24 protein-coding genes and 2 pseudogenes are annotated in these 25574 nt (G+C 57.3%); 14 read left to right on the top strand and 12 right to left on the bottom strand.

Annotation, left to right across the window (positions count from 1 at the left end; all coding sequences use genetic code 11):
* Positions 1-408 precede the first annotated feature (408 nt).
* Entirely contained in the window at positions 409-2049 is a 1641-nt protein-coding gene (locus ACQY4M_RS08300) for a hypothetical protein (RefSeq protein ID WP_428543090.1), read from the top strand.
* Positions 2050-2134: 85 nt separating this feature from the next.
* Here ACQY4M_RS08300 and ACQY4M_RS08295 read toward each other — a convergent pair whose 3' ends face one another.
* Both ACQY4M_RS08295 and metG read right to left on the bottom strand, forming a co-directional pair.
* Positions 2135-3169: a glycoside hydrolase family 26 protein gene (locus ACQY4M_RS08295; protein WP_428543088.1), complete on the bottom strand. Its 1035-nt coding sequence runs from the start codon at positions 3167-3169 to the stop codon at positions 2135-2137.
* Positions 3170-3214: 45 nt separating this feature from the next.
* Positions 3215-4933, bottom strand: coding sequence for a methionine--tRNA ligase (gene metG / locus ACQY4M_RS08290; RefSeq protein WP_428543084.1), 1719 nt, complete (start codon positions 4931-4933; stop codon positions 3215-3217).
* A 114-nt stretch (positions 4934-5047) separates the two neighbouring features.
* Here metG and ACQY4M_RS08285 point away from each other — a divergent pair, with 114 nt between their 5' ends.
* From ACQY4M_RS08285 to ACQY4M_RS08275, 3 genes are all read left to right on the top strand, one after another.
* Positions 5048-5497 carry a DUF1810 domain-containing protein gene (locus ACQY4M_RS08285; RefSeq protein WP_428543081.1) on the top strand — a complete coding sequence of 150 codons (450 nt, stop codon included), beginning with the start codon at positions 5048-5050 and terminating at the stop codon, positions 5495-5497.
* Between the two features lie 84 nt (positions 5498-5581).
* Entirely contained in the window at positions 5582-7690 is a 2109-nt protein-coding gene (locus ACQY4M_RS08280) for a heavy metal translocating P-type ATPase (RefSeq protein WP_428543078.1), read from the top strand.
* 207 nt (positions 7691-7897) lie between these two features.
* Positions 7898-8941 carry an IS5 family transposase gene (locus ACQY4M_RS08275; RefSeq protein ID WP_428539221.1) on the top strand — a complete coding sequence of 348 codons (1044 nt, stop codon included), beginning with the start codon at positions 7898-7900 and terminating at the stop codon, positions 8939-8941.
* A gap of 153 nt (positions 8942-9094) precedes the next feature.
* Here ACQY4M_RS08275 and ACQY4M_RS08270 read toward each other — a convergent pair whose 3' ends face one another.
* Both ACQY4M_RS08270 and ACQY4M_RS08265 read right to left on the bottom strand, forming a co-directional pair.
* On the bottom strand, positions 9095-10318 hold the full coding sequence (locus tag ACQY4M_RS08270) for an MFS transporter (RefSeq protein WP_428543075.1): 1224 nt from the start codon (positions 10316-10318) through the stop codon (positions 9095-9097).
* A gap of 95 nt (positions 10319-10413) precedes the next feature.
* Positions 10414-10983 carry a YceI family protein gene (locus ACQY4M_RS08265; protein WP_428543072.1) on the bottom strand — a complete coding sequence of 190 codons (570 nt, stop codon included), beginning with the start codon at positions 10981-10983 and terminating at the stop codon, positions 10414-10416.
* 118 nt (positions 10984-11101) lie between these two features.
* Here ACQY4M_RS08265 and ACQY4M_RS08260 point away from each other — a divergent pair, with 118 nt between their 5' ends.
* From ACQY4M_RS08260 to ACQY4M_RS08235, 6 genes are all read left to right on the top strand, one after another.
* Complete coding sequence (locus tag ACQY4M_RS08260) at positions 11102-11536, top strand: hypothetical protein (RefSeq protein WP_428543069.1); 435 nt, start codon at positions 11102-11104, stop codon at positions 11534-11536.
* A 74-nt stretch (positions 11537-11610) separates the two neighbouring features.
* The gene (locus ACQY4M_RS08255; protein WP_428543066.1) at positions 11611-12654 is read left to right on the top strand and encodes an aldo/keto reductase; all 1044 of its coding nucleotides are present in this window, start codon (positions 11611-11613) and stop codon (positions 12652-12654) included.
* 62 nt (positions 12655-12716) lie between these two features.
* On the top strand, positions 12717-13040 hold the full coding sequence (locus tag ACQY4M_RS08250) for a hypothetical protein (protein ID WP_428543063.1): 324 nt from the start codon (positions 12717-12719) through the stop codon (positions 13038-13040).
* A complete protein-coding gene (locus ACQY4M_RS08245) occupies positions 13028-13504 on the top strand; it encodes a lipocalin family protein (protein WP_428543060.1) in 477 nt (158 codons plus the stop codon). Before ACQY4M_RS08250 ends, ACQY4M_RS08245 begins: the two co-directional genes overlap by 13 nt.
* Positions 13505-13517: 13 nt before the next feature.
* Positions 13518-13883 carry a hypothetical protein gene (locus tag ACQY4M_RS08240; RefSeq protein ID WP_428543057.1) on the top strand — a complete coding sequence of 122 codons (366 nt, stop codon included), beginning with the start codon at positions 13518-13520 and terminating at the stop codon, positions 13881-13883.
* Between the two features lies 1 nt (position 13884).
* Positions 13885-14403 (top strand): 3-hydroxyacyl-CoA dehydrogenase NAD-binding domain-containing protein, encoded by a 519-nt coding sequence (locus ACQY4M_RS08235; RefSeq protein WP_428543054.1) that lies wholly within the window; start codon positions 13885-13887, stop codon positions 14401-14403.
* Between the two features lie 63 nt (positions 14404-14466).
* Here the strand turns inward: ACQY4M_RS08235 and ACQY4M_RS08230 are convergent, their stop codons facing one another.
* Positions 14467-15510, bottom strand: coding sequence for an IS5 family transposase (locus ACQY4M_RS08230; RefSeq protein ID WP_428539227.1), 1044 nt, complete (start codon positions 15508-15510; stop codon positions 14467-14469).
* A gap of 445 nt (positions 15511-15955) precedes the next feature.
* Entirely contained in the window at positions 15956-16657 is a 702-nt protein-coding gene (locus ACQY4M_RS08225) for an IS110 family transposase (RefSeq protein WP_428543051.1), read from the bottom strand.
* Here ACQY4M_RS08225 and ACQY4M_RS08220 point away from each other — a divergent pair.
* Positions 16623-17755 (top strand): IS3 family transposase gene (locus tag ACQY4M_RS08220; RefSeq protein WP_428539245.1). Its coding sequence is split into 2 segments (ribosomal slippage): positions 16623-16875 and positions 16875-17755, totalling 1134 coding nucleotides; the frame shifts between segments, so codons are not numbered across the junction. The genes ACQY4M_RS08225 and ACQY4M_RS08220 overlap by 35 nt on opposite strands.
* A gap of 60 nt (positions 17756-17815) precedes the next feature.
* Here the strand turns inward: ACQY4M_RS08220 and ACQY4M_RS08215 are convergent.
* Both ACQY4M_RS08215 and ACQY4M_RS08210 read right to left on the bottom strand, forming a co-directional pair.
* Positions 17816-18145: pseudogene (locus ACQY4M_RS08215) on the bottom strand (transposase); the annotation flags it as partial.
* A gap of 481 nt (positions 18146-18626) precedes the next feature.
* Positions 18627-19637 carry a C4-dicarboxylate TRAP transporter substrate-binding protein gene (locus ACQY4M_RS08210; protein ID WP_428543048.1) on the bottom strand — a complete coding sequence of 337 codons (1011 nt, stop codon included), beginning with the start codon at positions 19635-19637 and terminating at the stop codon, positions 18627-18629.
* A gap of 122 nt (positions 19638-19759) precedes the next feature.
* On the opposite strand from ACQY4M_RS08210, the gene ACQY4M_RS08205 reads away from it, so the two are divergent.
* Positions 19760-20533: an HpcH/HpaI aldolase family protein gene (locus ACQY4M_RS08205; protein ID WP_428543045.1), complete on the top strand. Its 774-nt coding sequence runs from the start codon at positions 19760-19762 to the stop codon at positions 20531-20533.
* Between the two features lie 59 nt (positions 20534-20592).
* Here ACQY4M_RS08205 and ACQY4M_RS08200 read toward each other — a convergent pair whose 3' ends face one another.
* From ACQY4M_RS08200 to ACQY4M_RS08190, 3 genes are all read right to left on the bottom strand, one after another.
* Positions 20593-20892: a host attachment protein gene (locus ACQY4M_RS08200; RefSeq protein ID WP_428543042.1), complete on the bottom strand. Its 300-nt coding sequence runs from the start codon at positions 20890-20892 to the stop codon at positions 20593-20595.
* 18 nt (positions 20893-20910) lie between these two features.
* Positions 20911-22161, bottom strand: coding sequence for an IS256 family transposase (locus ACQY4M_RS08195; RefSeq protein WP_428539230.1), 1251 nt, complete (start codon positions 22159-22161; stop codon positions 20911-20913).
* Between the two features lie 71 nt (positions 22162-22232).
* Complete coding sequence (locus ACQY4M_RS08190; RefSeq protein ID WP_428543039.1) at positions 22233-22415, bottom strand: hypothetical protein; 183 nt, start codon at positions 22413-22415, stop codon at positions 22233-22235.
* A gap of 331 nt (positions 22416-22746) precedes the next feature.
* On the opposite strand from ACQY4M_RS08190, the gene ACQY4M_RS08185 reads away from it, so the two are divergent.
* A complete protein-coding gene (locus ACQY4M_RS08185; RefSeq protein ID WP_428543036.1) occupies positions 22747-23532 on the top strand; it encodes an alpha/beta hydrolase in 786 nt (261 codons plus the stop codon).
* 118 nt (positions 23533-23650) lie between these two features.
* Positions 23651-24124, top strand: a pseudogene (locus ACQY4M_RS08180) (transposase); the annotation flags it as partial.
* Positions 24125-24184: 60 nt separating this feature from the next.
* Here the strand turns inward: ACQY4M_RS08180 and ACQY4M_RS08175 are convergent.
* A protein-coding gene (locus ACQY4M_RS08175) for an IS3 family transposase (RefSeq protein ID WP_428539245.1) occupies positions 24185-25317 on the bottom strand; the annotation gives its coding sequence in 2 pieces (ribosomal slippage) (positions 24185-25065 and positions 25065-25317; 1134 coding nt in all).
* Positions 25318-25574 lie beyond the last annotated feature (257 nt).

Raw genomic sequence — 25574 nt, 5'->3', positions numbered from 1 at the left:
GTTACCGGTCATTCTAATGCAGGTGGGCAAGTCGGGGCAATGGGGATTGTGCAAGGGATTGCGGCGTGGTTGGGTATATACACGGGTTATTACGGGAAGGGCCACCAGATATGGACGCAAAAGGCGCGTTTGAGCGGGTGCCGGTTGAGGTATCAGAGCGGGTTGTGATGGTGGGGGACACATTGCACAACAGACATTCTGGGCGAGGCGGCACAAAGATGGAAAACGGTTCTGGTGACGGATCACGGGTTGTTTGCGGGGCAGGATGTGGCCCCGTTTATCACAGCCTCGGGGATTGTGCCGGATTGGCAGCTTGGCTCAATCTAGCACAGGTTTTCTTTGACCTGTCGGGGCGGGCTGTTAGGCTGGTGCGGAATTGGTGGATTTAGCGAAAAGGCCCGTTTGATAATGGATGATTATTACGATCTTGGCACATATTCCCGCGCTGGTGTGTCTGCAAATGATGTGGCGCAAACGTGGTTTGATCGCGGGTTGAACTGGGTTTTTGGTTATAACCATAACGAGGCAATCGTCTGTTTTGAAAGGGCAATTGCGGCTGATCCTGATTGTGCGATGGCCCATTGGGGGATCGCTTATGCCAAGGGCCCGAATTATAATTACCGCTGGGATCATTTCACACCCGAAGTGAAAGAAGAGTGTCTGGAAGTGGTTGCGGCCAGTCTGGCGGCGGCGGAAAAATGCGCGGACGGGTTGGCGGCGGAACTGGTGGCGGCGCTAAAGCTGCGCTTTCCGGCCAATGCCGGGGTCGAGGATATTGCGCCGACCCATGACGCCTATACCGATGCAATGCGAAAGATTTTGGCGCGTCACCCAGATGATCTGAAAGTGATCACGCTGGCGGTCGAGGCGATGATGTGCCGAACCCCGTGGCAGTTGTGGGATCTGAAGGCGGGCGTGCCTGCGGAGGGATCGGATGTGCTTGAGGCGCAAGCGGCGCTGGAACGGGCGTTTGCGCAGGTCGAGGGCGCGTGGCAACACCCCGGCATTTTGCATCTGTATATCCACATCATGGAGATGTCGCCCACACCGGAAAAGGCGTTGCGGATGGGGGATGCTTTGGTCGATCTGGTGCCGGATGCGGGGCATTTGCAGCATATGCCGACCCATGTGGATGTGCTGTGCGGTGGCTATGAAAACGTGGTGCGGCGTAACGAGAAGGCTTATGTTGCGGACAAGGTGTTTATGGCGCGTGAAGGGGTGATGAATTTCTACACCACCTATATTTGCCACGATCTGCATTTCCGGCTGTATGGGGCGATGTTTCTGGGCCAGATGGGGCCAGCGCTGGCGGCGGTCGAGGCGTTGGAGGCGATCCTGACGCCCGAGGTGGTGGAGCCGTCAGCGGATTGGCTGGAGAGTTATTACGGCATGCGGGCGCATGTGTTGATACGTTTTGGCCAGTGGGAGGTTTTAAAGACCACCAAGCCGCCCGAGGATCAGGAGTTATACTGTTTCACCACGGCACTGGTGCATTATTCGCGCACCGTGGCCTTTGCGGCAACCGGCGAGGTGAAGAAGGCCGAGGCCGAGCGCAGGCTGTTTTATGCCGCCAAGGCGCGGGTGCCGGAAACACGGTTGTTGTTCAACAACACCTGCGAAAGCATTCTGGCGGTGGCCGAAGAGATGCTGGAGGGCGAGTTGGCCTATCGCAAGGGCGATTATGACGTGGCTTTTGCCCATCTGCGCGAATCCGTGGCCCGCGATGATGCGCTGCCTTACGAGGAGCCTTGGGGCTGGATGCAGCCCACGCGGCATGCGCTGGGGGCACTGTTGCTGGAACAGGGGCGGGTTGAAGAAGCCGAGGCGGTGTATCGGGCCGATCTGGGGTTTGACGATACCCTGAGCCGGGCGGCGCGGCATCCGGAAAACGTGTGGTCCCTGCACGGGTTTCATGAATGTCTGGAGAGGCTGGGCAAGGTGGAAGAGGCGGCGCTGATCAAGCCGAGGCTGGATCTGGCCAATGCGCGGGCGGATGCACCGATCAAGGCGTCTTGTGCCTGCCGGTTGACCCATACGTCCTGTTGCTAAGCGGAGTTGCTGCGCAACGCTTTATGTCTCGGGCCAAATGGCCCTCGGGATGCCTGCGGCGCAGGTATTTTCGGCAAGAAGAAGATCAGCGGGCAATGCGCGGGTGTTTCAGGGCGCTGCGGAAGACCCGGATCAGGGCCGGGTCGGATTGGATACGGGTATCGGGGGCGTTTTTCGGATCATCGCCGTTGGGCCATGTTTCGTTCCACCAGCTAAAGCCGATCAGTTGTGGCCAGCGGTTTGACAGAATTTGTTTCAGGGCGGCGGTGGCCCATGCGGCGGCTGGTTCACGCGGGTTGTGCACATCGGTGCCGAATTCGGCGATGATCACCGGTTTTGACGGGGCCATTTTGTGCAGGCGGCGCATGGTTTCGCCGATTTCGGCAAAGGCGGTCGGCTCGGTTTCATCAGGGGCCTGCATGGAATAGAGCGAGATGCCCAGCCAGTCGATGTAATCGTCACCGGGGTAGTATTTTTCCATCCGGTTCCATGGGCGCGGCGGGCCGTCGGCCCAGTTGACGTGGAACACCCAGACGATGTTTGTGGCACCATTGGCGCGGGCAATGTCGATGATATGGCGATAGGCGGCGGAAAATCGTTGGGCGCCTTTGCTGCGGCCATTCCATTTGGCATTCCACTGGAACCATTCGCCGTTCATTTCGGTGCCCCATTCGGCAAGGATCGGGGTTTTGAAGGCGGCGGCCCCGCGTGCCCATTTGGCAAGGTTGGCGTCGAATTTGCCGCTGGTGATAGCGCGGGTGGTGAACAGCGGATCGCGGTGGTCTTGTTCGGGGTCGCTGCGCAGCATCAGGCGCACAAAAGGGGTGGCGCCGCTGGCGCGGATCCATTTGGCGGTGGCGGTGGGAAAGGCGCGCGAGCGGTACCAGTTGTTCGAGAAATAGACCCATGCGGGCCTATGGTGGGTGGTGCGGATATAGGCCTTAAGGTCGGAGGGGCGGATGTCGTCTTCCTCGCCTGTGCGCCCGCCGGTATAGGTGCCGGCCAGCAGTTTACCCTGTGGTGGGGTCAGGACGCGCAGGGCGGTCTTGTGCGATGTTGCTTCAGCGAAGGCGGAAAGGGGTAGCAGGAGCACAAGGATCAACGGAAGAAGGCGGCGCAATGGAAATCCTTTGTTGTTTCTGGTCAAGAGTTACTAATGGTCTGTTTATTCCCGTTTGCCTGCGAATTTTTCTTGCCATTCTTCACGCTGGGCGTCGGTAATTTTGGCGAATGTCACCTCGGGTACAGTGAATGCGTGACCGGCGGGCAGGGTTTGCAGCGCCTGCGCCACGTCATCGGGCCAGCTGTCATCATCGGTGTTCATCGCCTTTAGCAGCGTGGCGGAAGCATCGGGGATGAAGGGGGCCGACAGCACCGCATAAAGCCGGATCAGGTTCAGCGACAGGCGGATCACGGCGGCGGCGGCGTCCGGGTCTTCCTTGAATTTGGCCCAGGGGGCGGCGGTTTGCAGGTATTCGTTGCCCGCCACCCAGATGGCGCGCAGTTCTGACGCGGCCTTGCGCACTTCCATATCGTCCATATGGGTGTTGTAGGCTTTGATGCGTTTGTCCAGCGTGTTGATCAGCGCCTGTTCCTCGGGGCCGTATGTGCTGCCTTCGGGCACCACTTCACCGAACTTGGAGCGGCAGAATTTGGTGACGCGCGAGGCGAAGTTGCCCAGCACATCGGCCAGGTCCTTGTTGACGCTGGCCTGGAAGTTTTCCCATGTGAATTCGGCATCGGAATTTTCCGGTGCGTGGGACAAAAGCCACCAGCGCCAGTAGTCGGATGGCAGGATCGACAGCGCCTGATCCATGAACACGCCGCGCCCCTTGCTGGTGGAAAACTGGCCGCCGTCATAGTTCAGATAGTTAAACGATTTGATGTAATCGACCAGCTTCCACGGCTCGCCCGAGCCGATGATCGTGGCGGGGAAGCTAAGTGTGTGGAACGGCACGTTGTCCTTGCCCATGAACTGCACATAGCGCACATCGTCGGCGCCTTTGTCGGTGCGCCACCAGCGCTCCCACGCGCTATTGTCCAGACCATTTGCTTCGGCCCATTCTGCCGTGGCGCCGATGTATTCGATCGGGGCGTCAAACCAGACATAGAACACTTTGCCCTCCATCCCCGGCCACGGTTTGTCGCCACGTTTCACCGGCACGCCCCAGTCCAGATCGCGGGTGATGCCGCGGTCACGCAATCCGTCACCGTCATGCAGCCATTTCTTGGCAATCGAGGTGGTCAGGACGGGCCAGTCGGTTTTGCTGGAAATCCATTCATCCAGCGTGTCGCGCAGTTTGGATTGGCGCAGGAACAGGTGCTTTGTCTCGCGCACTTCAAGGTTTTTCGAGCCGGAAATGGTCGAATATGGATCAATCAGATCGGTCGGAGACAGCTGTTTGGTGCATTCGTCACACTGATCGCCCCGCGCGCCTTCATGGCCGCAGTTGGGGCAGGTGCCCTCGATATAGCGATCCGGCAGAAAGCGGCCATCGTCGATCGAATAGACCTGCTTTTCGCTGACTTCCTCGATCAGATCGTTATCGGCCAGTTTGCCGGCGAAATGCTGGGTCAGCCGGTGGTTTTGCGGGCTGGAGGAGCGGCCGAAATAATCGAATGACAACCCGAACCGTTTGGCAATATCGGCCTGCACGTCATGCAGTTCGGCGCAGTATTCCGCCACCGGCTGACCGGCCTTGGCGGCGGCCAGTTCGGCCGGTGTGCCGTGTTCGTCCGTGGCACAGATGAACATCACTTCGTTGCCGCGTCCGCGATTGTAACGGGCGAACAGATCGGCGGGCAGCTGGCTGCCGACCAGATTGCCCAGATGCTTGATGCCGTTGATATAGGGCAGAGCGGAGGTGATGAGGATACGTGCCATTTCAGGATGCCTTTGTTTGTGTTGGCAGTTCTTTAGCGCAAGGTGGCGGGCAAGGCTAGGGGTGCGCGCATCGGCGCGTTTCCATAGGGGCGGTTTTGTGCTAGCCCCGACCCTATGGAAACGCATTATGATTTTGACCGATTTGTTTCGGCGCAGGACGCTGTTTACGAAAACGTGCTGGCCGAGTTGGAAAAGGGCCGCAAGGCAAGCCACTGGATGTGGTATATTTTCCCGCAACTGGAAGGGCTGGGGCACAGCCAGACCTCGCAATTTTACGGGATCGCGGATCGGGACGAGGCCACGGCCTATCTGGCGCACCCCGTTCTGGGCAAGCGGCTGATCCAGTGCACCAAACTGGCGATCAAACATCGCGCCGACGGGGCTGAAGCGGTGTTCGGCGGGGTGGATGCGTTGAAGTTCCATTCCTCGATCACGCTGTTTTCGCGGGTTAAGGGTGCCAGTCCGGTTTTTGAATCCGCATTGTTCGGGTTTTTCGGCGGGATTGGTGATCAGCAGACCCTGCGGATTTTGCGCATTGCCTATATTGAATCGCTGGAGGGGTAATTATTGGCAGTAAGGGCTTGAACCTCTAGTCGCTAGAGGTCGTATGTAAGACTGGAACGTGATTCCATTTTGCAAGGACAGGATATGGCGACCGAGGCGAAAAAGACCGAACTGGTGATTGACGGCATGGATTGCGCAAGCTGCGTGAACAAGATCGAAGGCGTGGTGTGCAAGCTGCCGGGGGTCGAGAATGTTTCCCTGAATTACACCAACCAGAAACTGAAGTTTGATTTAGGCGACGGTGCTGACGGGGCGGACCATGTGGTCACAGCGATTGAAAAGCTGGGCTATAAGGTGGTGCAGCCGCAAGCCGATGCGCCGCAGACTGTGACGCGCTGGTGGCAGACCGGCAAGGGGCGGTTGGTGATCTTCTCGGGCGCGATGCTGGCGTTGGCGGTGGTGTTGTCGCTGGTTCTGCCGGATTATGCCGATTACGTTTACGCCTTTGCCGCGCTGGTGGCGCTGGCACCATTGGCGAAAAAGGCGGTGATGGGTGCGGTTGCAGGGCAACCCTTTACCATTGAAACACTGGTGACCATCGCGGTGATCGGGGCGATTGCGATTAACGAGGCCCCCGAAGCGGCCGTGGTGGTGTTCCTGTTCCTGATCGGTGAATTGCTGGAGATGATGGCAGCGGCCAAGGCGCGCAGCTCGGTTCAGGGGCTGGCCGATCTGGTGCCCAAATACGCCTTTCTGGTGGTTGGCGATGGTACACGAGAGGTGGCGGCAGACAGTCTGAAAGTTGGTGATGTGATCGAGGTACGCCCCGGCGGGCGGGTGCCTGCGGACGGGGTGATTGCCGAGGGTCAGACCTCGATCGACGAGGCAGCTGTGACGGGCGAATCCATGCCCAAGCGCAAGGGCGTTGGCGACGGGGTTTACGCCGGATCGATCAATGCCGACGGGGTGATCCGTGTCACGGTGGAAAAGGGCGCGGAAAACAACATGATCGCGCGGATTTTGCAGATGGTCGAGGATGCCGAGGCCAGCAAAGCCCCAACGGCGCGGTTCATCGACGATTTCAGCCGCTATTACACCCCCGGGGTGATCGTGGTGGCGGCATTGATTGCCATCATCCCGCCGCTTGCTTTTGGCGCGGATTGGGATGCCTGGATATATAAAGGGTTGGCGATTTTGCTGATCGGTTGCCCCTGTGCGCTGGTGCTTTCCACGCCTGCGGCGATTACTTCGGGTATTTCATCGGGGGCCAGACAGGGCCTTCTGGTCAAGGGCGGTGCGGTGCTTGAGGCCATCGGCAAGGTTGCGCAGGTGGCGTTTGACAAAACCGGCACGCTGACGCGCGGCAAACCGGCGGTGACGGATATCCGCGTGTTTTCAGGGGACGAGGACCAGATGCTGGGTTTGGCAGGATCGGTCGAGGCAGGGTCAAGCCATCCGCTGGCGGTGGCCATCGTTGACGAGGTTGCGGCGCGTGGGGTGACATTGAAGAAAGCCACGGCATCCGAGGCCTTAAGCGGGCGTGGGGTGCAGGCCAAAGTGGGGGGTAAACTGGTGACGATTGCCTCGCCGCGCTACGGGCAGGACATTGCCGAATTTACCAAAGAGCAAGAGGACGAGATCGCCGCGCTGGAAGGGGATGGCAAAACCGTTGCTGTGGTGATTGTCGATAACAGCTTGCTGGGCCTGTTCGCCCTGCGGGATGAGTTGCGCCAGGATGCGCGTAAAGCGATGCAGGAACTGGCGGTGATGGATGTGCGCACAGTGATGCTAACCGGCGATAACGCCCGCACGGGGGCCGCGCTGGCCAAACAGCTGGGGATCGAGGTGAAATCCGAACTGCTGCCGCAAGACAAGCTGGACCAGATCGAGGCGCTTAAGGCGCAAGGCAATATTGCCATGGTCGGGGACGGGATCAACGATGCGCCCGCCTTGGCGCGCTCGGACGTGGGCATTGCGATGGGTGGCGGCACCGATGTGGCGCTGGAAACAGCCGATGCGGCGCTGTTGCACGAACGTGTGCGTGATGTGCCGGCGCTGATTGCCCTGTCGCGGGCGACAATGGCCAATATCCACCAGAATATCAGCATCGCGCTGGGCCTGAAGGCGGTGTTTTTGGTGACGACATTGCTGGGGGTTACATCACTGTGGATGGCCATTCTGGCCGATACCGGCGCGACGGTTCTGGTGACGATCAATGCCTTGCGGCTGCTGCGATACAAGTTCGTTAAGTAGGGGCTGTGGCAAAGAAATGAGGACAGCGCCCGACCCTGGGTGGGCGCATTCAACGGGTTGGATATGGCGAATGTTTTGGAAACACATTAGCCTATTCTCAATGTGCTCCGTTGCAAAAGCGCCCTCCCGAAGACCTCTGCATAACATCGGGATTCCCCCGGGTTGGCCGTTTTGGTAAGCTAGCCGGGAAATCTCTGGGGTGAATAGATGGACCTTTTCCTGCACGAAGCGGCGGCACGGATCGGCGCGGATGACGTTCTGTCGAAGATCGACGCGCTGATGGATTGGAACTCGTTTTTGCCGATCCTGCGGCGCGGTCTGGGGCGCTCGGGGATCGGGCCTCAGGGCTATGATCCGCTGGTTCTGTTCAAGTGTCTTCTGGTTGGCCAGTGGCACGGGCTGAGCGACCCGAAGCTGGAGCGGGCCTTGAAGGTGCGGCTGGATTTCATGCTGTTCTGCGGGCTCGATCTGCACGCGTCGGTGCCGGATGAGACGACCCACTGCCGGTTCCGCAATGCGCTGGTCCGGGGTGGCGTTTACGATGAGCTGCTGGCCGAGGTCTGCCGCCAGATCGAGGCGCATGGGCTGAAGCTGAAAGAGGCTGAGGCGGCGATCATTGATGCGACCCTGATCGCGGCGGCGGCGCGCCCGCGCACCCATATCGACGCCCCGCAGGACCGGGCAGAGGACGGGGCAAGGGAAGGGACGCCGGATGATCCGCCCGAGGTCTCACCCGACGGGGCACAGCTGCATTTCAGCGCCGACCCTGATGCCCGCTGGGTCAAGAAGGGCCGCAAGAGCACGCTCGGCTACAAGGGCTTTGCCCGCTGCGACGAAGAGGGCTTTATCGACAAGGTGCACACCACGCCCGCCAATGCCGCCGAAAGCCCCGAATTCGCCACCATGATCGCGGGCGCAAAGGCGCAGCGGGTGCTGGCCGACAAGGCCTATGCGAGCAAGGCCAACCGCCAGATGCTGCGCGGCAAATACCGCGACGGCATCCTGCGCAAGGCAGCGCGCGGCCGCCCCCTGCGGCAATCGGAGAAACGCTTCAACCGGCTGATTTCGAAACGCCGCTTCCGCATCGAGCAGACTTTCGGCACGATGAAACGCCTCTTCGGCCTGCAGCGGGCGAGATATTTCGGGCGCGCCAGGGTGCATGCCCAGATGGTCATGGCCGCCATCGCGCAAAACCTGCTCAAGGCCGCAAACAGGATCACCCTCAACCCGCAAACCCCCGCAATCGCATAGCCCCAAACCCCGCCACCCGTCTGTCCGCCGGACCCGCAGGGGCGCAAGGTGGGCGGCCGAAATCTTGCTTCAACCGAAAGCCATGGCCTCATGCAGAGGTCTTTCCCGTGGGGAGGGTCGGGCGCTGTCCGGCTTCGCCGTCCAAGGTAACCTCTAGCGTTTATCCCGCTGTTTGCGCAGCAGGCGGCCAATCAGGAAGGATGTGCGCGGGGCGTAAACGTAAGGGGTGCGCCGTTTGCGGGTCCGCCGCACGCTCATCCGGCTTAGGCCGAATATGATCAGCACCCCGTGGCCAGCGGCCAGAAAGATGAACAGCGATGCGGGGCCATAGGCGTAGATCAGGGTGGAGGCAATCAGCGGGCTGGCGATGGCTCCGATGGCATAGAAAAACATCAATGCAGCGGATAGTTCGAACCGTTCCTCGGTGCTGGCAAAATCATGGGCATGGGCGGCGGCGACCGAAAAAATCGGGAAGGTGGTAAAGCCGAATAACACGGCGGTGGCCATCACCATGCCGGTGCCGGATCCGGATACGCTGACTGTCACGGCGCAACTGCCGATGGCGGCAACGGACAGCCAGATCAGGATCCAGCGGCGGTCGAATTTATCGGCAAGCCAGCCAATCGGGTATTGTGCCAGCGCCCCGCCCAAAACGAAAGCCGCCAGAAACAGGCCGATCTGGTTCAATTGCAAGCCAACCTCTTGGCCGTAAATCGGGCCGACCATGCGAAAGGCCGCGCTGGTCAGGCCGGCGACCACAACACCGGCGGCGGCCAGCGGTGATTTGGCAAAGGCCAGTTTGGGGCGCAGGCGCGGGGCCGCGGGGGTTTGCGGCGGGCTGGCTTTGGTCAGGGTCAATGGCAGGATTGCGGCGCAACACAGCAATGCCAGCAGGTTGTAGGATACATAGCTGGCAGGCTCCAGCACCCCGATCATCAACTGCGCGGCCAATGATCCGCCCATGTCGACCATCCGGTAGCCGCCCATCGTCTGACCGCGGATTTCATTTGTCACCTTGGCCTGCATCCAGCTTTCGATCACCGTATAGCTACCGGCCACGCACAGACCGGTGGCGATCCGCATGATGGCCCATGCCATCGGGTCGATGATCAGCATATGCGCAAGCAACCCGATTGCACCCGTCGCTGTAAAGGCGGCAAAGGCGCGGGAATGGCCGATGTTGCCCATCAATCGTGGCGCCCACCAACACCCGATGAAAAAGCCAAAGAAATGCGCCGAGCCAAGGAAGCCGACCTGAGCGGTGGTAAATCCAAGCTTTAGCCCCGAAATGGCATCCAGCGGCCCCACACCGCCCGAGGACAGCTGCAACAGGATGACAGACAGAAACAGGGCGGCAAATGAAATCAGCAGGCGCATGGGAATGGGTGTTCGCGTTGTTCGATCTGCTGAAGATGGCAAAGCCGCCAAGGCAGGTCATGCCCGAAATCGACGTGATGGGGTCGTTTTTGGGCCTATTCCACCTGACGTATCCGCGCCAGTATCCGCAGGTTAATCCGGTCGCCAACCAGTTTGGGATACCCCGTTGCCCCGAATGCCGCCCGCGAGATCGATCCGGTCAGCAGGATCGACAGTTTTGACAGATCCTTGGGTGCGCTGCCTTTTTGACGGTAAAACACAGCGTTCAGGGTCAGGGGTTTTGTCACCCCTCGGATGGTGACCATGCCTACAACCCGTGCTCCGGTGTTTGTTCGCGATACTTTGGTACTGGAAAACAGGATATGCGGATGATTGGCGACATCCAGCACGGATTTTTCGCGCAGGGCTTCGGTGGCGAAAATAAAACCGGCCCGCGCTTTTCTGACATTAAGCGAGATTTGCACAGTTGATTTATGCAGGGCCGCAAAATCAATCGTCAGATCGGCTTTGGCCACCGGCATGGTGCCTTTTGTCGGATTGCCGTTGAAATGATAGACAAATCCGACCGAGGATTTGGTGGATTCCAGCATGTAGCGAACCGGTTTTGCATGTGCGGCAAGCATGGTTGAAATCAGAAAAACAAGGCTGAGAATTAATCGGGACATGGCGTTTCCTTTCCGGCGTGCCAAAGCACGGGGATGAAGATTTGGTGATATATTCGGCGTGTCCCCTCGCCAAATGTGTTTCTCATGTTAAGCTGTTTGGGCAAACAGGAGGAAGACTATGAAGACAATACTCACAGCAATATTACTAATCTTGACCATAAATGGCGCAGCAATTGCCGAAGGGGTCAAGCATTTCGTCGCCATTCATGTGGATCAGAATGATCCCAAAGTGATGAATATGGCGCTGAACAACGCCGTGAATGTTACCAAGTATTACGAGTCCAAAGGCGATACTGTCGAAATTGAACTGGTGGCCTATGGTCCGGGCCTGAACATGTTTGTTCAGGGCAAAAGCCCCGTGGCGGATCGGATTTCGGTTTTGTCCCTGCAACTGGAAAACCTGTCGTTTTCCGCCTGCGGCAACACCCATCGCAAAATGATCGAGAAAACCGGCGGGCCTGTGCCGTTGATGAGCGAGGCGACGGTCGTGCCATCGGGCGTTGTGCGGCTGATCGAGTTGCAGGAACAGGGTTATGCCTATGTGCGGCCCTGATGTGCGCCCATAGGGGGTTGCCATTCTGACCCCACAGACTAGGTTCTGTTCCCTGACATAACGGGGAACAGAACATGCGCATGAATGAACTAGGTCGCATCGGCCTGAAGGTTAGTGAATATTGCCTTGGCTCGATGACATGGGGCACACAGAACACCATGGACGAGGGTCATGCCCAGATCGACATGGCGCTGGATCACGGCATCAATTTTGTCGATACGGCGGAAATGTATCCGGTCAATCCGGTCAGCGCTGATCACGTTGGAAAAACCGAAAGCATCATTGGCGAATGGTTCGCCCGCACAGGGCGGCGTGGCGACGTGGTGCTGGCCAGTAAAATCACCGGCAGCAACGGCGGTATTGTGCGCGATGGCGAGGATATTTCCTCGGGCGCGATTGTGCGGGCGCTGGACGGATCGCTGAAGCGGTTGCAGACGGATTACATCGACCTGTACCAGTTGCATTGGCCAAATCGCGGATCCTACCAGTTCCGCAAGCATTGGGAGTATGATCCCTCGGGCCAGAACCGCGAGGAAACCATTGCCCATATCCACGATGTTTTGGGGGAATTACAGCGGCAGGTGGACGCTGGCAAAATCCGCCATGTCGGTCTGTCGAACGAAAGCGCATGGGGGTTGGCGCAATGGATTTGTGCCAGTGATGCCGGTGCGGGGCCGCGCATGGTGTCGATCCAGAACGAATATTCCCTGCTGTGCCGCCTGTTTGATACCGATCTGGCCGAGGCCAGTTTGAACGAAGATGTCGGCCTGCTGGCCTTTTCGCCGCTGGCAACCGGTTTGCTGACGGGAAAATACAAAGCCGATGTCACCCCGAAAGGATCGCGCCGCACCATCAACACAACCCTTAGCGGGCGCATCACAGACCGTGTCTGGGGGGCGATTGACGCCTACGAGGATATTGCCAAGCGCCACGGGCTGAACATTGCGCAGATGGCGCTGGCATGGTGTGCAACGCGGCCCTTTATGACTTCGGTGATCTTTGGTGCGACCTCGCTGGAACAGTTGCAAGTGGCGCTGGGGGCGTCGGATGTAACGCTAAGTGACGAGGTATTGGCGGAAATCAACGCAGCCCACAAGGCGCACCCAATGCCCTATTGATTGGCGGCGTAAATAGGTGTTCACTGACCCCGCGCGGACATTCCATAAGGAATGAGGTTATTATGAAAAGTCTGATTTTATTCGTTGGCCTGCTGGCCCTGTCTGCCTGTCAGGAAGACCCCGAAATGATGGGCAAAACCCGCGCCGGAATACGTGCCGAGCAAAAGGAATGCGACGCCAAGGGCGGGAGTTACCAGCGGGCGGGGATGTTTGGCAAATCCTGTATCATGAAAACCCAAGATGCGGGGAAATCCTGCAAAACGGGCAAGGATTGCGAGGGGATATGCTTTGGCGATACCCACACCTGTTCGGCCGTGACTCCGATGTTCGGCTGTTTCAGCATGGTCGAGGATGATGGCAAGGTGGTCGAGATTTGTATCGACTGATAATTGCCCTCTTTTTTATCGTCTCGGCCTGTGCACCTGTTATCGGGTATCGCGATGCTTCGGCGCGGATCACTTCTGTTGCATTGTTTGATCCGGCCCTGTTTGCGGGGGACTGGGTGGTGGTCGCCACCTATGATCCGGCGCTGTGCGGGGTGCGGGCCGACATAACACCGATAGGGTTTGACTGGGTTGAGCGCAACTGCAACGGGGATGAAAGCCACAGCCTTGCCCCCGTCACCGGACCGGGACGGTTTACGCCCGATGGCGGGGCGCACAAAGGGCGCGAACATTGGGTGATGTGGGTGGACCAGACCTATCGCACCGCGGTGATTGGTTCGGTGGATGGCAGTTTTGCTATGGTATTGAACCGGGATCGGCATATTCCGCCGGACCGGATGCAGGCGGCGCGCGAAATTCTGGACTGGAACGGGTATGATTTGACCCGCCTTATTTTGAAACCGTAAAGGAGATTTGAAAATGAAGGATTTGATAGCGATTTGTGCCGGTGTATTGATGGCCAGCCCCGTTATTGCAGGCGAGCCGAACTGGGTGGGTGTCTGGACCGGCGATTATGAATGGTGCAAGAACGCCGACCGCATCGGCAGCATCACACCCGCCCCGATCCGGCTGACCGCGACGGAAATGGAGGGGTACGAAAATTCATGTGAAATCAAATCCGTCAAGGGTAATGACGAATTCGCCTATTACCGGCTGATCATGCAATGTTCCGCCGAGGGTGAAACCTATACCGACCACAAAGTGCTGATGATGGACGGCGCGGATGTTTTGTATATCTGGTTCGGGGCGGGCGAGCCGGTAAAATTCATCCGCTGCGGGGATTGATATGAAACAGACCGTGGCCATCATCGGCGCAGGTGAAACCGGCGCGGGCTGGGCCGCGCGGTTCAGGGTGATGGGCTGGAACGTGCGTCTGTTTGATCCCGACGATATGGCGCGGGGGTTGATCGGGGCGGTGCTGCAACAGGCGCGGCGGGGATTGCCCGGGCTCTCGGATGTAGACCTGCCCGAAATGGGCGATATGGTGTTTTGCCAGACTATTTCCGAGGCGGTGAAAGGCGTGGACTGGATTCAGGAATGTCTGCCCGAACGGCTGGAGCTAAAGCGCAAGGTTTTCCAGAAGATACAGGAGCATTGCAATAAGGCGGCGGTGATTGCCTCGTCCTCGGGCACCTTTACGCTGGCCGAGTTGCAAGGATGCGCCACGCGGCCCGAGCAGATCATCGGCACCCATGCGCTTGCCCCTGTCTATCTGTTGGGAACCTCTGTAAATTCCCGTTTTCGCCTTCTTCGCGGCGGGGTGGACGGTTTTTCGCCTGTCCCGCCTGATTGCTTCGGATCATAAACCCATTTTCACCGGTTTCAAGCCGGTTTTGGGTATTTCAGGCACACCTCACCCCATGAACCCTTATCCCGGCGCCGCCAGGCCGCATTCGAACTGGACGAAGCGCTTCATGTTGTAGACCAGGTTCATCATCCCGATGCGAAATCGCGCCCGCTTCAGGCCGATGGAGCGGATCAGCTTGCCGCCCATGGAGCGCTCCTGAAAAGCGAATACATGCTCGACCCGGACCCGCACTTTCGAGCGCCTCCGGTTGGCCTTTTGCTGGCGCTCGCCAAGCGGCTTGCCGCGCCTGCCCTTGTGATGGATATGGCTGTGAAGCCCCCGCTCTTCCAGCTCGCTTTCGATCTTTTGCGAGCGATAGGCGCTGTCGGCCCACAGGTCCGATGAGGTGTTGCTCGCATCAATCAGACCGGCAAGCGCCTGGCTGTCATGCACGGCGGCATCGGTGACATCATAAGCGCGGATGAATTTGTGCCGCCGGTCGACATTGATGTGGTTCTTGTAGCCGTAATAGCTCTTGCCGTGCTTCTTCGTCCAGCGCGCATCCACGTCCTTCTGGCGCTTCTTGTGGGGTTTTTCCTCCCACTCTTCAGGCGTTTCGCCCGCCTTGATTTTCTCGTTCTCGTCCCTTTTGTTGTGCTGGCGCGGCGCCGGAACGATGCTCGCATCAACAATCTGCCCGCCCATCGCCAGATAGCCCTTTTCGCGCAGAAAGGCATCGAACTTGTCAAACAGCTCCTTCATCTTCCCGGCCCCGGCCAGCCTTTCACGGTAGGCCCAGATGGTCTTGGCGTCAGGTACGCTGTCTTCAATGCCAAGGCCGAGAAACCGCATGAACGACAGGCGGTCGCGGATCTGATACTCGATCTGATCGTCAGAGAGGTTGTAGAGCTGCTGCAAAACCATCGTCTTGAATATCAGCACCTCATCCCAAGGCGGGCGGCCAGCGTTGGATTTGCGCTGTTCGGGCGGCGTGCGCCATATGGCCTTCAGCTCGTCCCGGTAATCCTCGAACGGCACCATGTCGTTGAGCAACACCAGCGGATCACCAGATTTGTCCAGTCCCGCGTATCGGCTGGAAAGATCAAAAAATCCCATCTGACCCATGACAAAACCCCGTCGGTCGAATCATTTTCATCCTGATGACGATTCTACCCTGTCAGGCCGGATTTTGGGGGATTTTTAGAGGTTCCCTGTTGCCATTGGTGGAATTGGCCGTGAATGATACCACCCCGCCAGAGGTAAAGACACGCGCCAAAGAGGTGTTGCAGGGCATCGGCATGGCCCCTTGTATGGATGGCCCCTGCTGGGCAAGTACAAAATTGGTACTGCAACTGGCGTTTCGCGGCCATGTATTCGGCGTCTGTTTGCAGATGTATTTCTGCGCGCCTTGATGAAGTCCGCATGTATCAGGTCCAATCAGTGGAACGCGATCGTATCGCTTGGGGCCACACGGGGTGTCCTGATACGTTTATTGCCTTTTGCCATCACCTCACTTTGCGCCTTGCCGTCTCGGAAGCCGGGCGGGCCCGGCTATTGTGTTTTGGTCAATTTATGCGGGCCGGTAGCTTTGGCCGGATTTCAACAACGCCCAGATCGTTCGGGCCATTTTGTTCGCAATGGCAATCGCCACCACCTTCACCGGCTTTCTCTTCAGCAATTGCCAGATCCAATCATCGCCTTCCCCACGCCGGCGTCGTGTGCGGATACGCGCCAGAGCGCCAAGATAAAGTAACCGTCGAATATACCGGTCACCCATTTTCGATATGCCACCCATCCGTTCCCGACCGCCGCTTGAATTCTGTTTGGGGGTAAGGCCGATCCATGCCGCATAGTCGCGTGCTGAGCGGAACTGCGACACATCCGGCGTTGTCGCGGTAATCGCGCTGGAAGTCAGCACCCCGACACCGGGGATCGTGGTCAGGCGACGTGCAGTTGGGTCTTGCCGTTGGGAAATCTCAATTTGGCGGGTGATTTCGGCAACCCGATCACGGGTCTCATGGAACTGCCGGGAAAGGAGATCGAATGCAACGCCAGCTTGTTCTGGAAGCTCTGCGGCTGCCTCAAGCAGACGGTCGACATTTTGTACGCCAACAGGCGCAACAATTCCGAATTCAGCCAGATGCGAGCGGATGGCATTGACGATCTGCGTGAGAGGTGGTCGCGGAAATTCGGACCAGTTGTTAAGGTGGATCGACTTATGAGAAAGACGATTCAAAATGACGAAACGAAAGAACCATTCTCCCGAATTCAAAGCCCGCGTTGCGCTTGAAGCAATCCGCGAGGAAATGACGATGGCGGAGCTGTCGAAGAAGTATGGTGTGCATCCAACCCAGATTGGCACATGGAAACGAGCAGCGATTGAAAACATGGCCACGGCATTTTCCAGACGGGGCCGTGATCCTGATCGGGTTGATGAAGCCCAGATTGAGAAGCTGCACTCCAAGATTGGTCAGCTGGTCGTGGAACGGGATTTTTTAGCCAACGCCTCGCAACAGTTGCTCGGGAAGCGAGGCAAAAAATGGTGAGCCGTGAGCATGATCTGAGTGTGCGACGACAATGCGGGCTACTTTCTCTGGCGCGCTCGAACCTGTATTACCAGCCAAAAGGCGAAAGTGCTGAAAATTTGCGGTTCATGACAATAATCGACAAGCAATTCTTGCAGACGCCGTGGTATGGATCACGGCAAATGGCCCGGCACATGCAGCGCCAAGGTTACAAGTGTGGTCGCCACAGGGTCCGCCGTTTGATGCGGCTGATGCGGTTGGTTCCGATCTACCAGACGCCCAACACGAGCAAGAAACATCCGCAGCATAAGATCTACCCGTATCTGCTGCGAGACCTGACGATTGATCGTCCAAACCATGTGTGGTGCGTAGATATCACCTACATTCCGATGCAGCGCGGGTTCCTCTATTTGGTCGCGATCATGGACTGGCACAGCCGCAAGGTTTTGAGCTGGAGATTGTCAAACAGCATGGAGGCAGATTTTTGCGTTGAAGCCCTGAAAGAGGCTATGGCCAAATACGGCAAGCCCGATATCATGAACAGCGACCAGGGCAGCCAGTTCACCGGGTTTGAATGGACGCAGGCGCTGAAAGAAGCCGACGTGAAAATCTCGATGGATGGCAAAGGTCGCTGGGTCGATAACCGGATGATCGAGCGGCTTTGGCGATCCTTGAAATACGAATGCATTTACCTCAACGCATTTGAAACGGGTTCGCAGACCCGCGCCGGGATCGGGAAATGGTTGGCTTACTACAACACCGAGCGCCCGCATTCCACCCACGGAATATTGACCCCGGATGAAGCCTATGACAGAAAAACAAAACCAATGAGTTTGGCAGCCTAAATGAAACCCTGATCCATCTTAAACTGGCTGCTGACTGGTCAAAAAAGTGGGACCACCTCTCTTCTTCGTCAGCCGCTGGTAGCGGGGCAATGCCTTCGAGCGCCATTCTCTGGCCTTGCCGGCCTCGCCTGTGATCCGCGCACGCGGCACGCGCACCGTTTCGGTTCCAAATGTTCCGACCAGTTGCCGCTCGCGATGCCCGTGGCGGTATCCGGCCTTTGCCCCGCCGCTGCGGCCATACCGGCAACGGCCCAGAAACTGCTCCAGCTCCTCTTCGAAAACCGCCTCGATCGTCGCGCGGATGTTCTGGCGCAGCCGGTCTTCAATCGGGTCATAGCCTGCTTCATTGGCCAGTAGCGCGGATGTCGATGTTGCTGTATTCTTTGTCATGGCGTGATCTCCTTGGCGGTTCCAGCCGCCGGTTGGGTGGCTTCGATGCACCCGGAGATTACGCCGTCCTCGAATTTCCACCAAACTCGCGACACTACCAAAAATTAATGGGAAGCGAATAATAGTCCTTTGGAATTTCTGAGATGTTCTCTAGATGGCCAAGATGAGCCATACCAAGTGTTTCTGCCGTGTTTTCATCTAAACATTGTTCAGTACAGGCAGCGGTCCATCCATCTTGTGTTCGACATATAAACTTCACCGATTGAACATCAGAGAGGGCATGAGGACACATAATGCAAGCGAGAAATGGGTCATTCATATTCAACACCAATATGAAGATAGAACAAAAATATGCCTTTATCCTTGCGCCCAGTTTAGACTTTCAAGAAAGGCATTCAGGCACGTTTATGTCTAAGTGTTGCAATGCCCGCCCCAGATCATCCGCGGCAGGCCCAATTCTTCTAACGTCGCAAGCTGTCGCTTACATGCGTTCTTTCTTCAGCGTTTCCATCACCAGGTCATACAACTCCTGACCGGGCAGGCCCTGGGCTTCCATGTCCTTGATCCACTGCTCGCGGATCGGATCAGCCGCAGCGGCGCGGAAGGCGGCCAGATCGTCGTCTGAAATGTGAACGCGTTTCACGCCCTTTTCTTCCAGAATACCGTCCCATTTGACCAGCAGTTGTTCGTAGTTGTCGATGTAATGCGCAATCGCTTCGTCAACCGATGAATCCAGCGCTTCGCGTTCGGCATCTGTCAGCGCGTTATAGGCGTCGGTGTTCACCACAACAGGGCAGTTCACTGTGCCGGGGTTCAGGTTCTCGGTCCACCAGTCGGCGATGTCGATGGTGCGGAATGCCAGATGGGCGTGCGGAGCAAAGGCCACGGTGTCGACCACGCCGCTTTCCATCGCATTATAGGCTTCGGTGGCGGTCACCGATGTTGGAACGGCACCAATCGCGGCAAAGGCCTTGCCCACGCCGCCTGTGGCCCGAACGCGCATGCCCTTCATGCTGTCCAATGTGCTGCGCGGCTCGCCTGTGCCGACGATGTTGTATTGCGGCATCGGCGAAGTCATCAGCAGTTTGGCGTTCCAGCGCGCCAGATCGGCCTGCACTGCAGGGTGGGCGTAAACCGCGTTAGACACAGCGACTTCTTCCTGCAGGTTGGCAACCCCCAGGAAGGGCAGTTCCAGAACCGTGATGGTAGGGTTTTTGTCGCGGTGGTAGCCGGCACAGAACTGGGCCATTTCAAAGGCGCCAATCGAAATCCCGTCCAGGTTTTCCTTGTTCTTGGACAGACCGCCATAGGAAATGTTCAGGGTGAATTCGCCGTTGGTTTTTTCGCTAACCAGCTCGGCCAGCTTTTCGACGTGCTCGGTAAAGGCGCGGCGTTTGCCCCAAAGGGATACGTTCCATTCGGTCGCCATGGCCTCGGATGCAAAGGCAACGGCGATGGCGGCAACGGCCACTCGGCCTAATATATGTTTCATAAGTTTCTCTCCCAGATGTTTTTATCTCGGGGTAAGGTAGCCTGCCCACCTGCGTTGTCCAGCAAAATTGTTGACCGGACAGTAAGGACAGGTGAAGGTGGCCCTGAAATAGGAGACCGGACATGCCAGCACCCAAAAACAAACTGAAAGCCGCCCTTGCCAAGGGGGAAATGCAAATCGGCCTGTGGCTGGCCACGGGGCAACCCTTGATGGCCGAAATCGGGGCCACAGCGGGTTATGACTGGTGTTTGATAGATGGCGAACATGCGCCCAACGACATCCCGACGATCCTTGCGCAATTGCAGGCGATGAACGGGGCAGGAGCATCGCCCGTGGTGCGGGTGCCGATTGGTCAGGACTGGGTGCTGAAACAGGTGCTGGATATCGGCGCGCAGACAGTGATGGTGCCGATGGTGGAAACGGCCGAGGATGCTGAGGCTTGTGTACGCGCCGTGCGCTATCCGCCTGACGGTGCACGCGGGCTGGCGGCCTCGATGGTGCGGGCCTCGGACTATAACGCGATCCCTGATTATGCCACTACGGCGAATGATGAAATCTGCCTGATCGTGCAGGTCGAAAGTGCGCGGGCGATAGAGAACATTGACACCATCGCGGCGGTCGAGGGGGTAGATGTGGTATTCATCGGCCCCTCGGACCTGTCAGCGGATATGGGGTTCATCGGCAATGCTGGCGCGCCGGAAGTGAAGGCCGCTGTCAAACACGCGGTGGAACGGATACGGGCAGCGGGAAAAGCGGTCGGGATTATCGGTGGCGGGGATTTTGTTGAAATGCGGGACTTTGGAGTGACGTTTCTGGGACTAGCGGCGGATGTATCGCTGTATGCGCAAGCGGTTCGGGGGCTGGCGAAGGAGACGCGGGAGAGGTTGGGAATGTGACGGGCGCGTCCGAGAAATGATGCGCGATATCACATACCCCATGGATTGCTTGGTCCCACCTAGAGTGTCAACACATCCGTAAAATGCTTTTTCAGGTCAATTTCAGGGGTTTTCACCAAATCCTTTGGCAGCTCTGCAATCACCGACGCCTGCAATTTTTCATCCAGATGAGGACGCAAAAGGCCCAGCATTCCGGGGGCCGCCGCCAAGACCAGATCGTCAAATTCTCCAGCCGCATGCGCCTTTGATAGCCGCTTCGCTATGTCCTCGGCAAAGGCGGTTTCTTCTTTGTTAGATGCACTATGCGGGGCCATCCGATGCATAGAGCGCCCGATGCTGTTGTTGGGAGCTATGCCCAAAAGTTGGTGACGCAGTAATCAGGCGGCATGTTTTTCCTGCTTGATCCCGTCCTTAAATTCAACCCCTTCGATGATTTCCGGCAATCGGAATGCGCCGTCGAGTTTACGCCATTTCTTCTTTGCCGACATCATCAGGCGGAAGGTCATTGCCAAGGCGGTCTTGCGCCCGAGGCAGCCTTTGGTCTTCTTCGTTCGGTGCCGCACGGTGGCAAATATGCTTTCGATGGGGTTGGATGTGCGGATGTGTTTCCAGTGCTCGGCAGGGAAGTCGTAGAAGGTCAGCAGCACGTCCCGGTCCTTGGTCAGCTTCCCCACGGCACGCTCGTATTTCACGCCATAGGCTTCGATGAAGAAATTGAACGCGGCCTCGGCGTCCCGTTTGTTCTCGGCCATCCAGATGTCCTGTAGATGGCCCTTGGCTTTGGCTTGCAGCGACTTCGGCATGGCATTCAGGACGTTGCCGGTTTTATGCACCCAGCAGCGCTGCTCCCGGGTCTCACCGAACACCTCCCGCAAGGCGTTCCAGAAGCCGAGCGCGCCATCACCAACGGCCAGATCAGGGGCTTTTCTGAGGCCACGACGTTGCAAGTCCAGCAGCAGTTCACGCCAGCTCTGGCTGCTTTCTCGATACCCGTCCACGAGGCCCAGAACATCCTTGTTACCCCACTCGTCCGCGCCGATGATCACCAGCATGCATTGCTTGTCAGCATCCGTGCGCGGCTTGAAATAAACCCCGTCGGCCCAGAAATACACATAGCGTTTGGCCGACAGGTCACGCCGGTTCCAACGCTCGTATTCTGCCCACCACTCCGCCTTCAGGCGCGAAATCGTGCTCGATGTCAAACCACCCGCATCAGGCCCCAGAAGGGCCGCCAGTGCTTCGCCGAAATCACCCGTGGAAATACCTTTGAGATAGAGCCAGGGCAACAACTCCTCGACCGACTTTGCCCGGCGCAGATACGGCGGCAGAAGCGTCGAGGTGAACCTGATCTTCTCCGCCCCCGTGCCACGATCACGCACCCGAGGCACATTCACCGGGACAGGGCCGATCCCCGTCATCACCTCGCGCTCCGGCAGGTATCCGTGGCGAACAAGGCGCTGGCGACCGGCCGAATCCCTCAAATGCGCGTGTTGCGCCATCAGATCACAAACCTCGGCCTCGACCGCCTGTGCCAACAGATCCCGCGCGCCTTTGCGCAAGATATCCGTCAGCGGATCAGGTGAAATTCCGGCTGGATCGGTAAACTCCAAAATAGTATCGTCTTCCATGTGGCATATCCTTTTCTCTCTGAGAATCGCGGCGCGTCAACACCGCCATGATATGCCACCCAATCACCCCATCACCAACTTTCGGGCATTACTCTGTTGTTGGTCATACCCTGCGGGCTTTCATAAGCGTCTTTTTGTTGCGCATGCCAGACCTTGCCAGCCAGCTCATTCAGACCAGTTCCCGGGCCAGTATTTTCTAGAATGCGTGCAGATGCGCCGTCGGCAATTAGAATCCATGTTCTTCTGGTTTTCATTACAGATTTCCTTATTGAAAAGTTACAGCCCCGGTCCTGTCGAACCAAGCCAAGTGCTGCGAGTGCCCACTGTAAACTATCACATATATCGCCAACCCCACCCAATGAAATGCAGATATTCAGCAGCTTTATTGTTTGATGGTCTAACAGGCTCTACACCCACATGCATTGATCTGCCGCATATTAGATCGCATTAGGTGCGATGAGATGCCGACCGTTAGGTTGCATATCAACATGCATTGGCAAGATTTCATTCCGGCCAAGATTTGACCAACCCGACACATTGCGACAGACTGTGACAGCAATTTCTTAAATCTTTAAAGGAAAATCGATGGACCTTGAAATCATCACCCGAAAACCGCAAGGCAAAGCCAGATCAACTCCGATCCTGTTTGTCCACGGTATGTCATTTGCGGCATGGGGGTTCGAGGAATATTTCGCCCCCTATTTCAATGCACAGGGCTTTGAAACCCATTCCGTGTCACTGCGGTATCACGGTGGCAGTGGGGACAATTCCAAGGTGCGCTGGGTGCCGATTTCTGCCTATGTGAAGGATATCAAGCAAGCGATTGATCAGATTGGGCAGCCCCCGATCCTGATTGGCCACTCCATGGGTGGGTTGCTGTCCCAAATCGTGGCGCGGGATCAGGAGGTGGCGGCGCTGGTCACTCTGGCCTCGGTGCCGCCTGCCGGTTTTCTTCCGACAATTCTGCGTTTGGCGATGAAACACCCTTTGTTGATGCTGAAATGCAATCTGACAGCCAACCTGCGGCCGTTCCTGAAGAACCCCGATGTGACGCCCGATATGTTTTTCGCAGGCGGGATGCCCAAGGCCGAGAAGATGCGATTTTACGATATGCTGTGCGATGAATCGTTCCGGTCATTCATCGACATGCTGTTTCCGCGCTCTGGCATCGGTAAACACGGCAAACCGGTGCTGGTGATGGGCGCGCAGGGCGATCCGGCGGTGTCTGCAAATATGGTGCGGGCCACGGCGAAAAAGCACGGGGTTAAGGCCGTGATATATCCGGATGCGGGCCATTGCGTGATGCTGGACAAGAACCGGGAGAAATACGCAGCGCATGTGTTGAAGTGGCTGAGGGAGAACGGGTTTTAGGATATGCCTGCGCGATTGGGGGATATATAGAGGGAACCTCTAAAAATCCCCCAAAATCCGGCCTGACGGGGTAGAATCGTCATCAGGATGAAAATGATTCGACCGACGGGGTTTTGTCATGGGTCAGATGGGATTTTTTGATCTTTCCAGCCGATACGCGGGACTGGACAAATCTGGTGATCCGCTGGTGTTGCTCAACGACATGGTGCCGTTCGAGGATTACCGGGACGAGCTGAAGGCCATATGGCGCACGCCGCCCGAACAGCGCAAATCCAACGCTGGCCGCCCGCCTTGGGATGAGGTGCTGATATTCAAGACGATGGTTTTGCAGCAGCTCTACAACCTCTCTGACGATCAGATCGAGTATCAGATCCGCGACCGCCTGTCGTTCATGCGGTTTCTCGGCCTTGGCATTGAAGACAGCGTACCTGACGCCAAGACCATCTGGGCCTACCGTGAAAGGCTGGCCGGGGCCGGGAAGATGAAGGAGCTGTTTGACAAGTTCGATGCCTTTCTGCGCGAAAAGGGCTATCTGGCGATGGGCGGGCAGATTGTTGATGCGAGCATCGTTCCGGCGCCGCGCCAGCACAACAGAGGTGGTCCCACTTTTTTGACCAGTCAGCAGCCAGTTTAAGATGGATCAGGGTTTCATTTAGGCTGCCAAACTCATTGGTTTTGTTTTTCTGTCATAGGCTTCATCCGGGGTCAATATTCCGTGGGTGGAATGCGGGCGCTCGGTGTTGTAGTAAGCCAACCATTTCCCGATCCCGGCGCGGGTCTGCGAACCCGTTTCAAATGCGTTGAGGTAAATGCATTCGTATTTCAAGGATCGCCAAAGCCGCTCGATCATCCGGTTATCGACCCAGCGACCTTTGCCATCCATCGAGATTTTCACGTCGGCTTCTTTCAGCGCCTGCGTCCATTCAAACCCGGTGAACTGGCTGCCCTGGTCGCTGTTCATGATATCGGGCTTGCCGTATTTGGCCATAGCCTCTTTCAGGGCTTCAACGCAAAAATCTGCCTCCATGCTGTTTGACAATCTCCAGCTCAAAACCTTGCGGCTGTGCCAGTCCATGATCGCGACCAAATAGAGGAACCCGCGCTGCATCGGAATGTAGGTGATATCTACGCACCACACATGGTTTGGACGATCAATCGTCAGGTCTCGCAGCAGATACGGGTAGATCTTATGCTGCGGATGTTTCTTGCTCGTGTTGGGCGTCTGGTAGATCGGAACCAACCGCATCAGCCGCATCAAACGGCGGACCCTGTGGCGACCACACTTGTAACCTTGGCGCTGCATGTGCCGGGCCATTTGCCGTGATCCATACCACGGCGTCTGCAAGAATTGCTTGTCGATTATTGTCATGAACCGCAAATTTTCAGCACTTTCGCCTTTTGGCTGGTAATACAGGTTCGAGCGCGCCAGAGAAAGTAGCCCGCATTGTCGTCGCACACTCAGATCATGCTCACGGCTCACCATTTTTTGCCTCGCTTCCCGAGCAACTGTTGCGAGGCGTTGGCTAAAAAATCCCGTTCCACGACCAGCTGACCAATCTTGGAGTGCAGCTTCTCAATCTGGGCTTCATCAACCCGATCAGGATCACGGCCCCGTCTGGAAAATGCCGTGGCCATGTTTTCAATCGCTGCTCGTTTCCATGTGCCAATCTGGGTTGGATGCACACCATACTTCTTCGACAGCTCCGCCATCGTCATTTCCTCGCGGATTGCTTCAAGCGCAACGCGGGCTTTGAATTCGGGAGAATGGTTCTTTCGTTTCGTCATTTTGAATCGTCTTTCTCATAAGTCGATCCACCTTAACAACTGGTCCGAATTTCCGCGACCACCTCTTTTGGACCCGTTGGTCAACAAGGCAACACCGCACATCATTGATCTACGCCGCCAGTTAAACATGCGTGTGGGGATGGGCTGTCTGTATGGGTGTGAATCGGCGTGCAAAACTGACCCACTTGGGTGGGTTATGAGCGAGTAAAATTGACCCACCTGTTTCGTTAACATCCGCGCAAAATTGTGCGGAGGAA

The organism is Profundibacter sp., from assembly GCF_965277155.1.
Lineage (GTDB): Bacteria > Pseudomonadota > Alphaproteobacteria > Rhodobacterales > Rhodobacteraceae > Profundibacter.
This window is presented reverse-complemented; position numbering and strand designations above follow the sequence as displayed.

Excerpts from the sequence above, each read along its gene's own strand:
- ACQY4M_RS08300 (WP_428543090.1), top strand. The coding sequence starts at position 409 with ATGGATGATTATTACGATCTTGGCACATATTCCCGCGCTGGTGTGTCT.
- metG (WP_428543084.1), bottom strand. The coding sequence starts at position 4,933 with ATGGCACGTATCCTCATCACCTCCGCTCTGCCCTATATCAACGGCATC.
- ACQY4M_RS08285 (WP_428543081.1), top strand. The coding sequence starts at position 5,048 with ATGGAAACGCATTATGATTTTGACCGATTTGTTTCGGCGCAGGACGCT.
- ACQY4M_RS08280 (WP_428543078.1), top strand. The coding sequence starts at position 5,582 with ATGGCGACCGAGGCGAAAAAGACCGAACTGGTGATTGACGGCATGGAT.
- ACQY4M_RS08275 (WP_428539221.1), top strand. The coding sequence starts at position 7,898 with ATGGACCTTTTCCTGCACGAAGCGGCGGCACGGATCGGCGCGGATGAC.
- ACQY4M_RS08270 (WP_428543075.1), bottom strand. The coding sequence starts at position 10,318 with ATGCGCCTGCTGATTTCATTTGCCGCCCTGTTTCTGTCTGTCATCCTG.
- ACQY4M_RS08265 (WP_428543072.1), bottom strand. The coding sequence starts at position 10,983 with ATGTCCCGATTAATTCTCAGCCTTGTTTTTCTGATTTCAACCATGCTT.
- ACQY4M_RS08260 (WP_428543069.1), top strand. The coding sequence starts at position 11,102 with ATGAAGACAATACTCACAGCAATATTACTAATCTTGACCATAAATGGC.
- ACQY4M_RS08255 (WP_428543066.1), top strand. The coding sequence starts at position 11,611 with ATGCGCATGAATGAACTAGGTCGCATCGGCCTGAAGGTTAGTGAATAT.
- ACQY4M_RS08250 (WP_428543063.1), top strand. The coding sequence starts at position 12,717 with ATGAAAAGTCTGATTTTATTCGTTGGCCTGCTGGCCCTGTCTGCCTGT.
- ACQY4M_RS08240 (WP_428543057.1), top strand. The coding sequence starts at position 13,518 with ATGAAGGATTTGATAGCGATTTGTGCCGGTGTATTGATGGCCAGCCCC.
- ACQY4M_RS08235 (WP_428543054.1), top strand. The coding sequence starts at position 13,885 with ATGAAACAGACCGTGGCCATCATCGGCGCAGGTGAAACCGGCGCGGGC.
- ACQY4M_RS08230 (WP_428539227.1), bottom strand. The coding sequence starts at position 15,510 with ATGGGTCAGATGGGATTTTTTGATCTTTCCAGCCGATACGCGGGACTG.
- ACQY4M_RS08210 (WP_428543048.1), bottom strand. The coding sequence starts at position 19,637 with ATGAAACATATATTAGGCCGAGTGGCCGTTGCCGCCATCGCCGTTGCC.
- ACQY4M_RS08205 (WP_428543045.1), top strand. The coding sequence starts at position 19,760 with ATGCCAGCACCCAAAAACAAACTGAAAGCCGCCCTTGCCAAGGGGGAA.
- ACQY4M_RS08195 (WP_428539230.1), bottom strand. The coding sequence starts at position 22,161 with ATGGAAGACGATACTATTTTGGAGTTTACCGATCCAGCCGGAATTTCA.
- ACQY4M_RS08190 (WP_428543039.1), bottom strand. The coding sequence starts at position 22,415 with ATGAAAACCAGAAGAACATGGATTCTAATTGCCGACGGCGCATCTGCA.
- ACQY4M_RS08185 (WP_428543036.1), top strand. The coding sequence starts at position 22,747 with ATGGACCTTGAAATCATCACCCGAAAACCGCAAGGCAAAGCCAGATCA.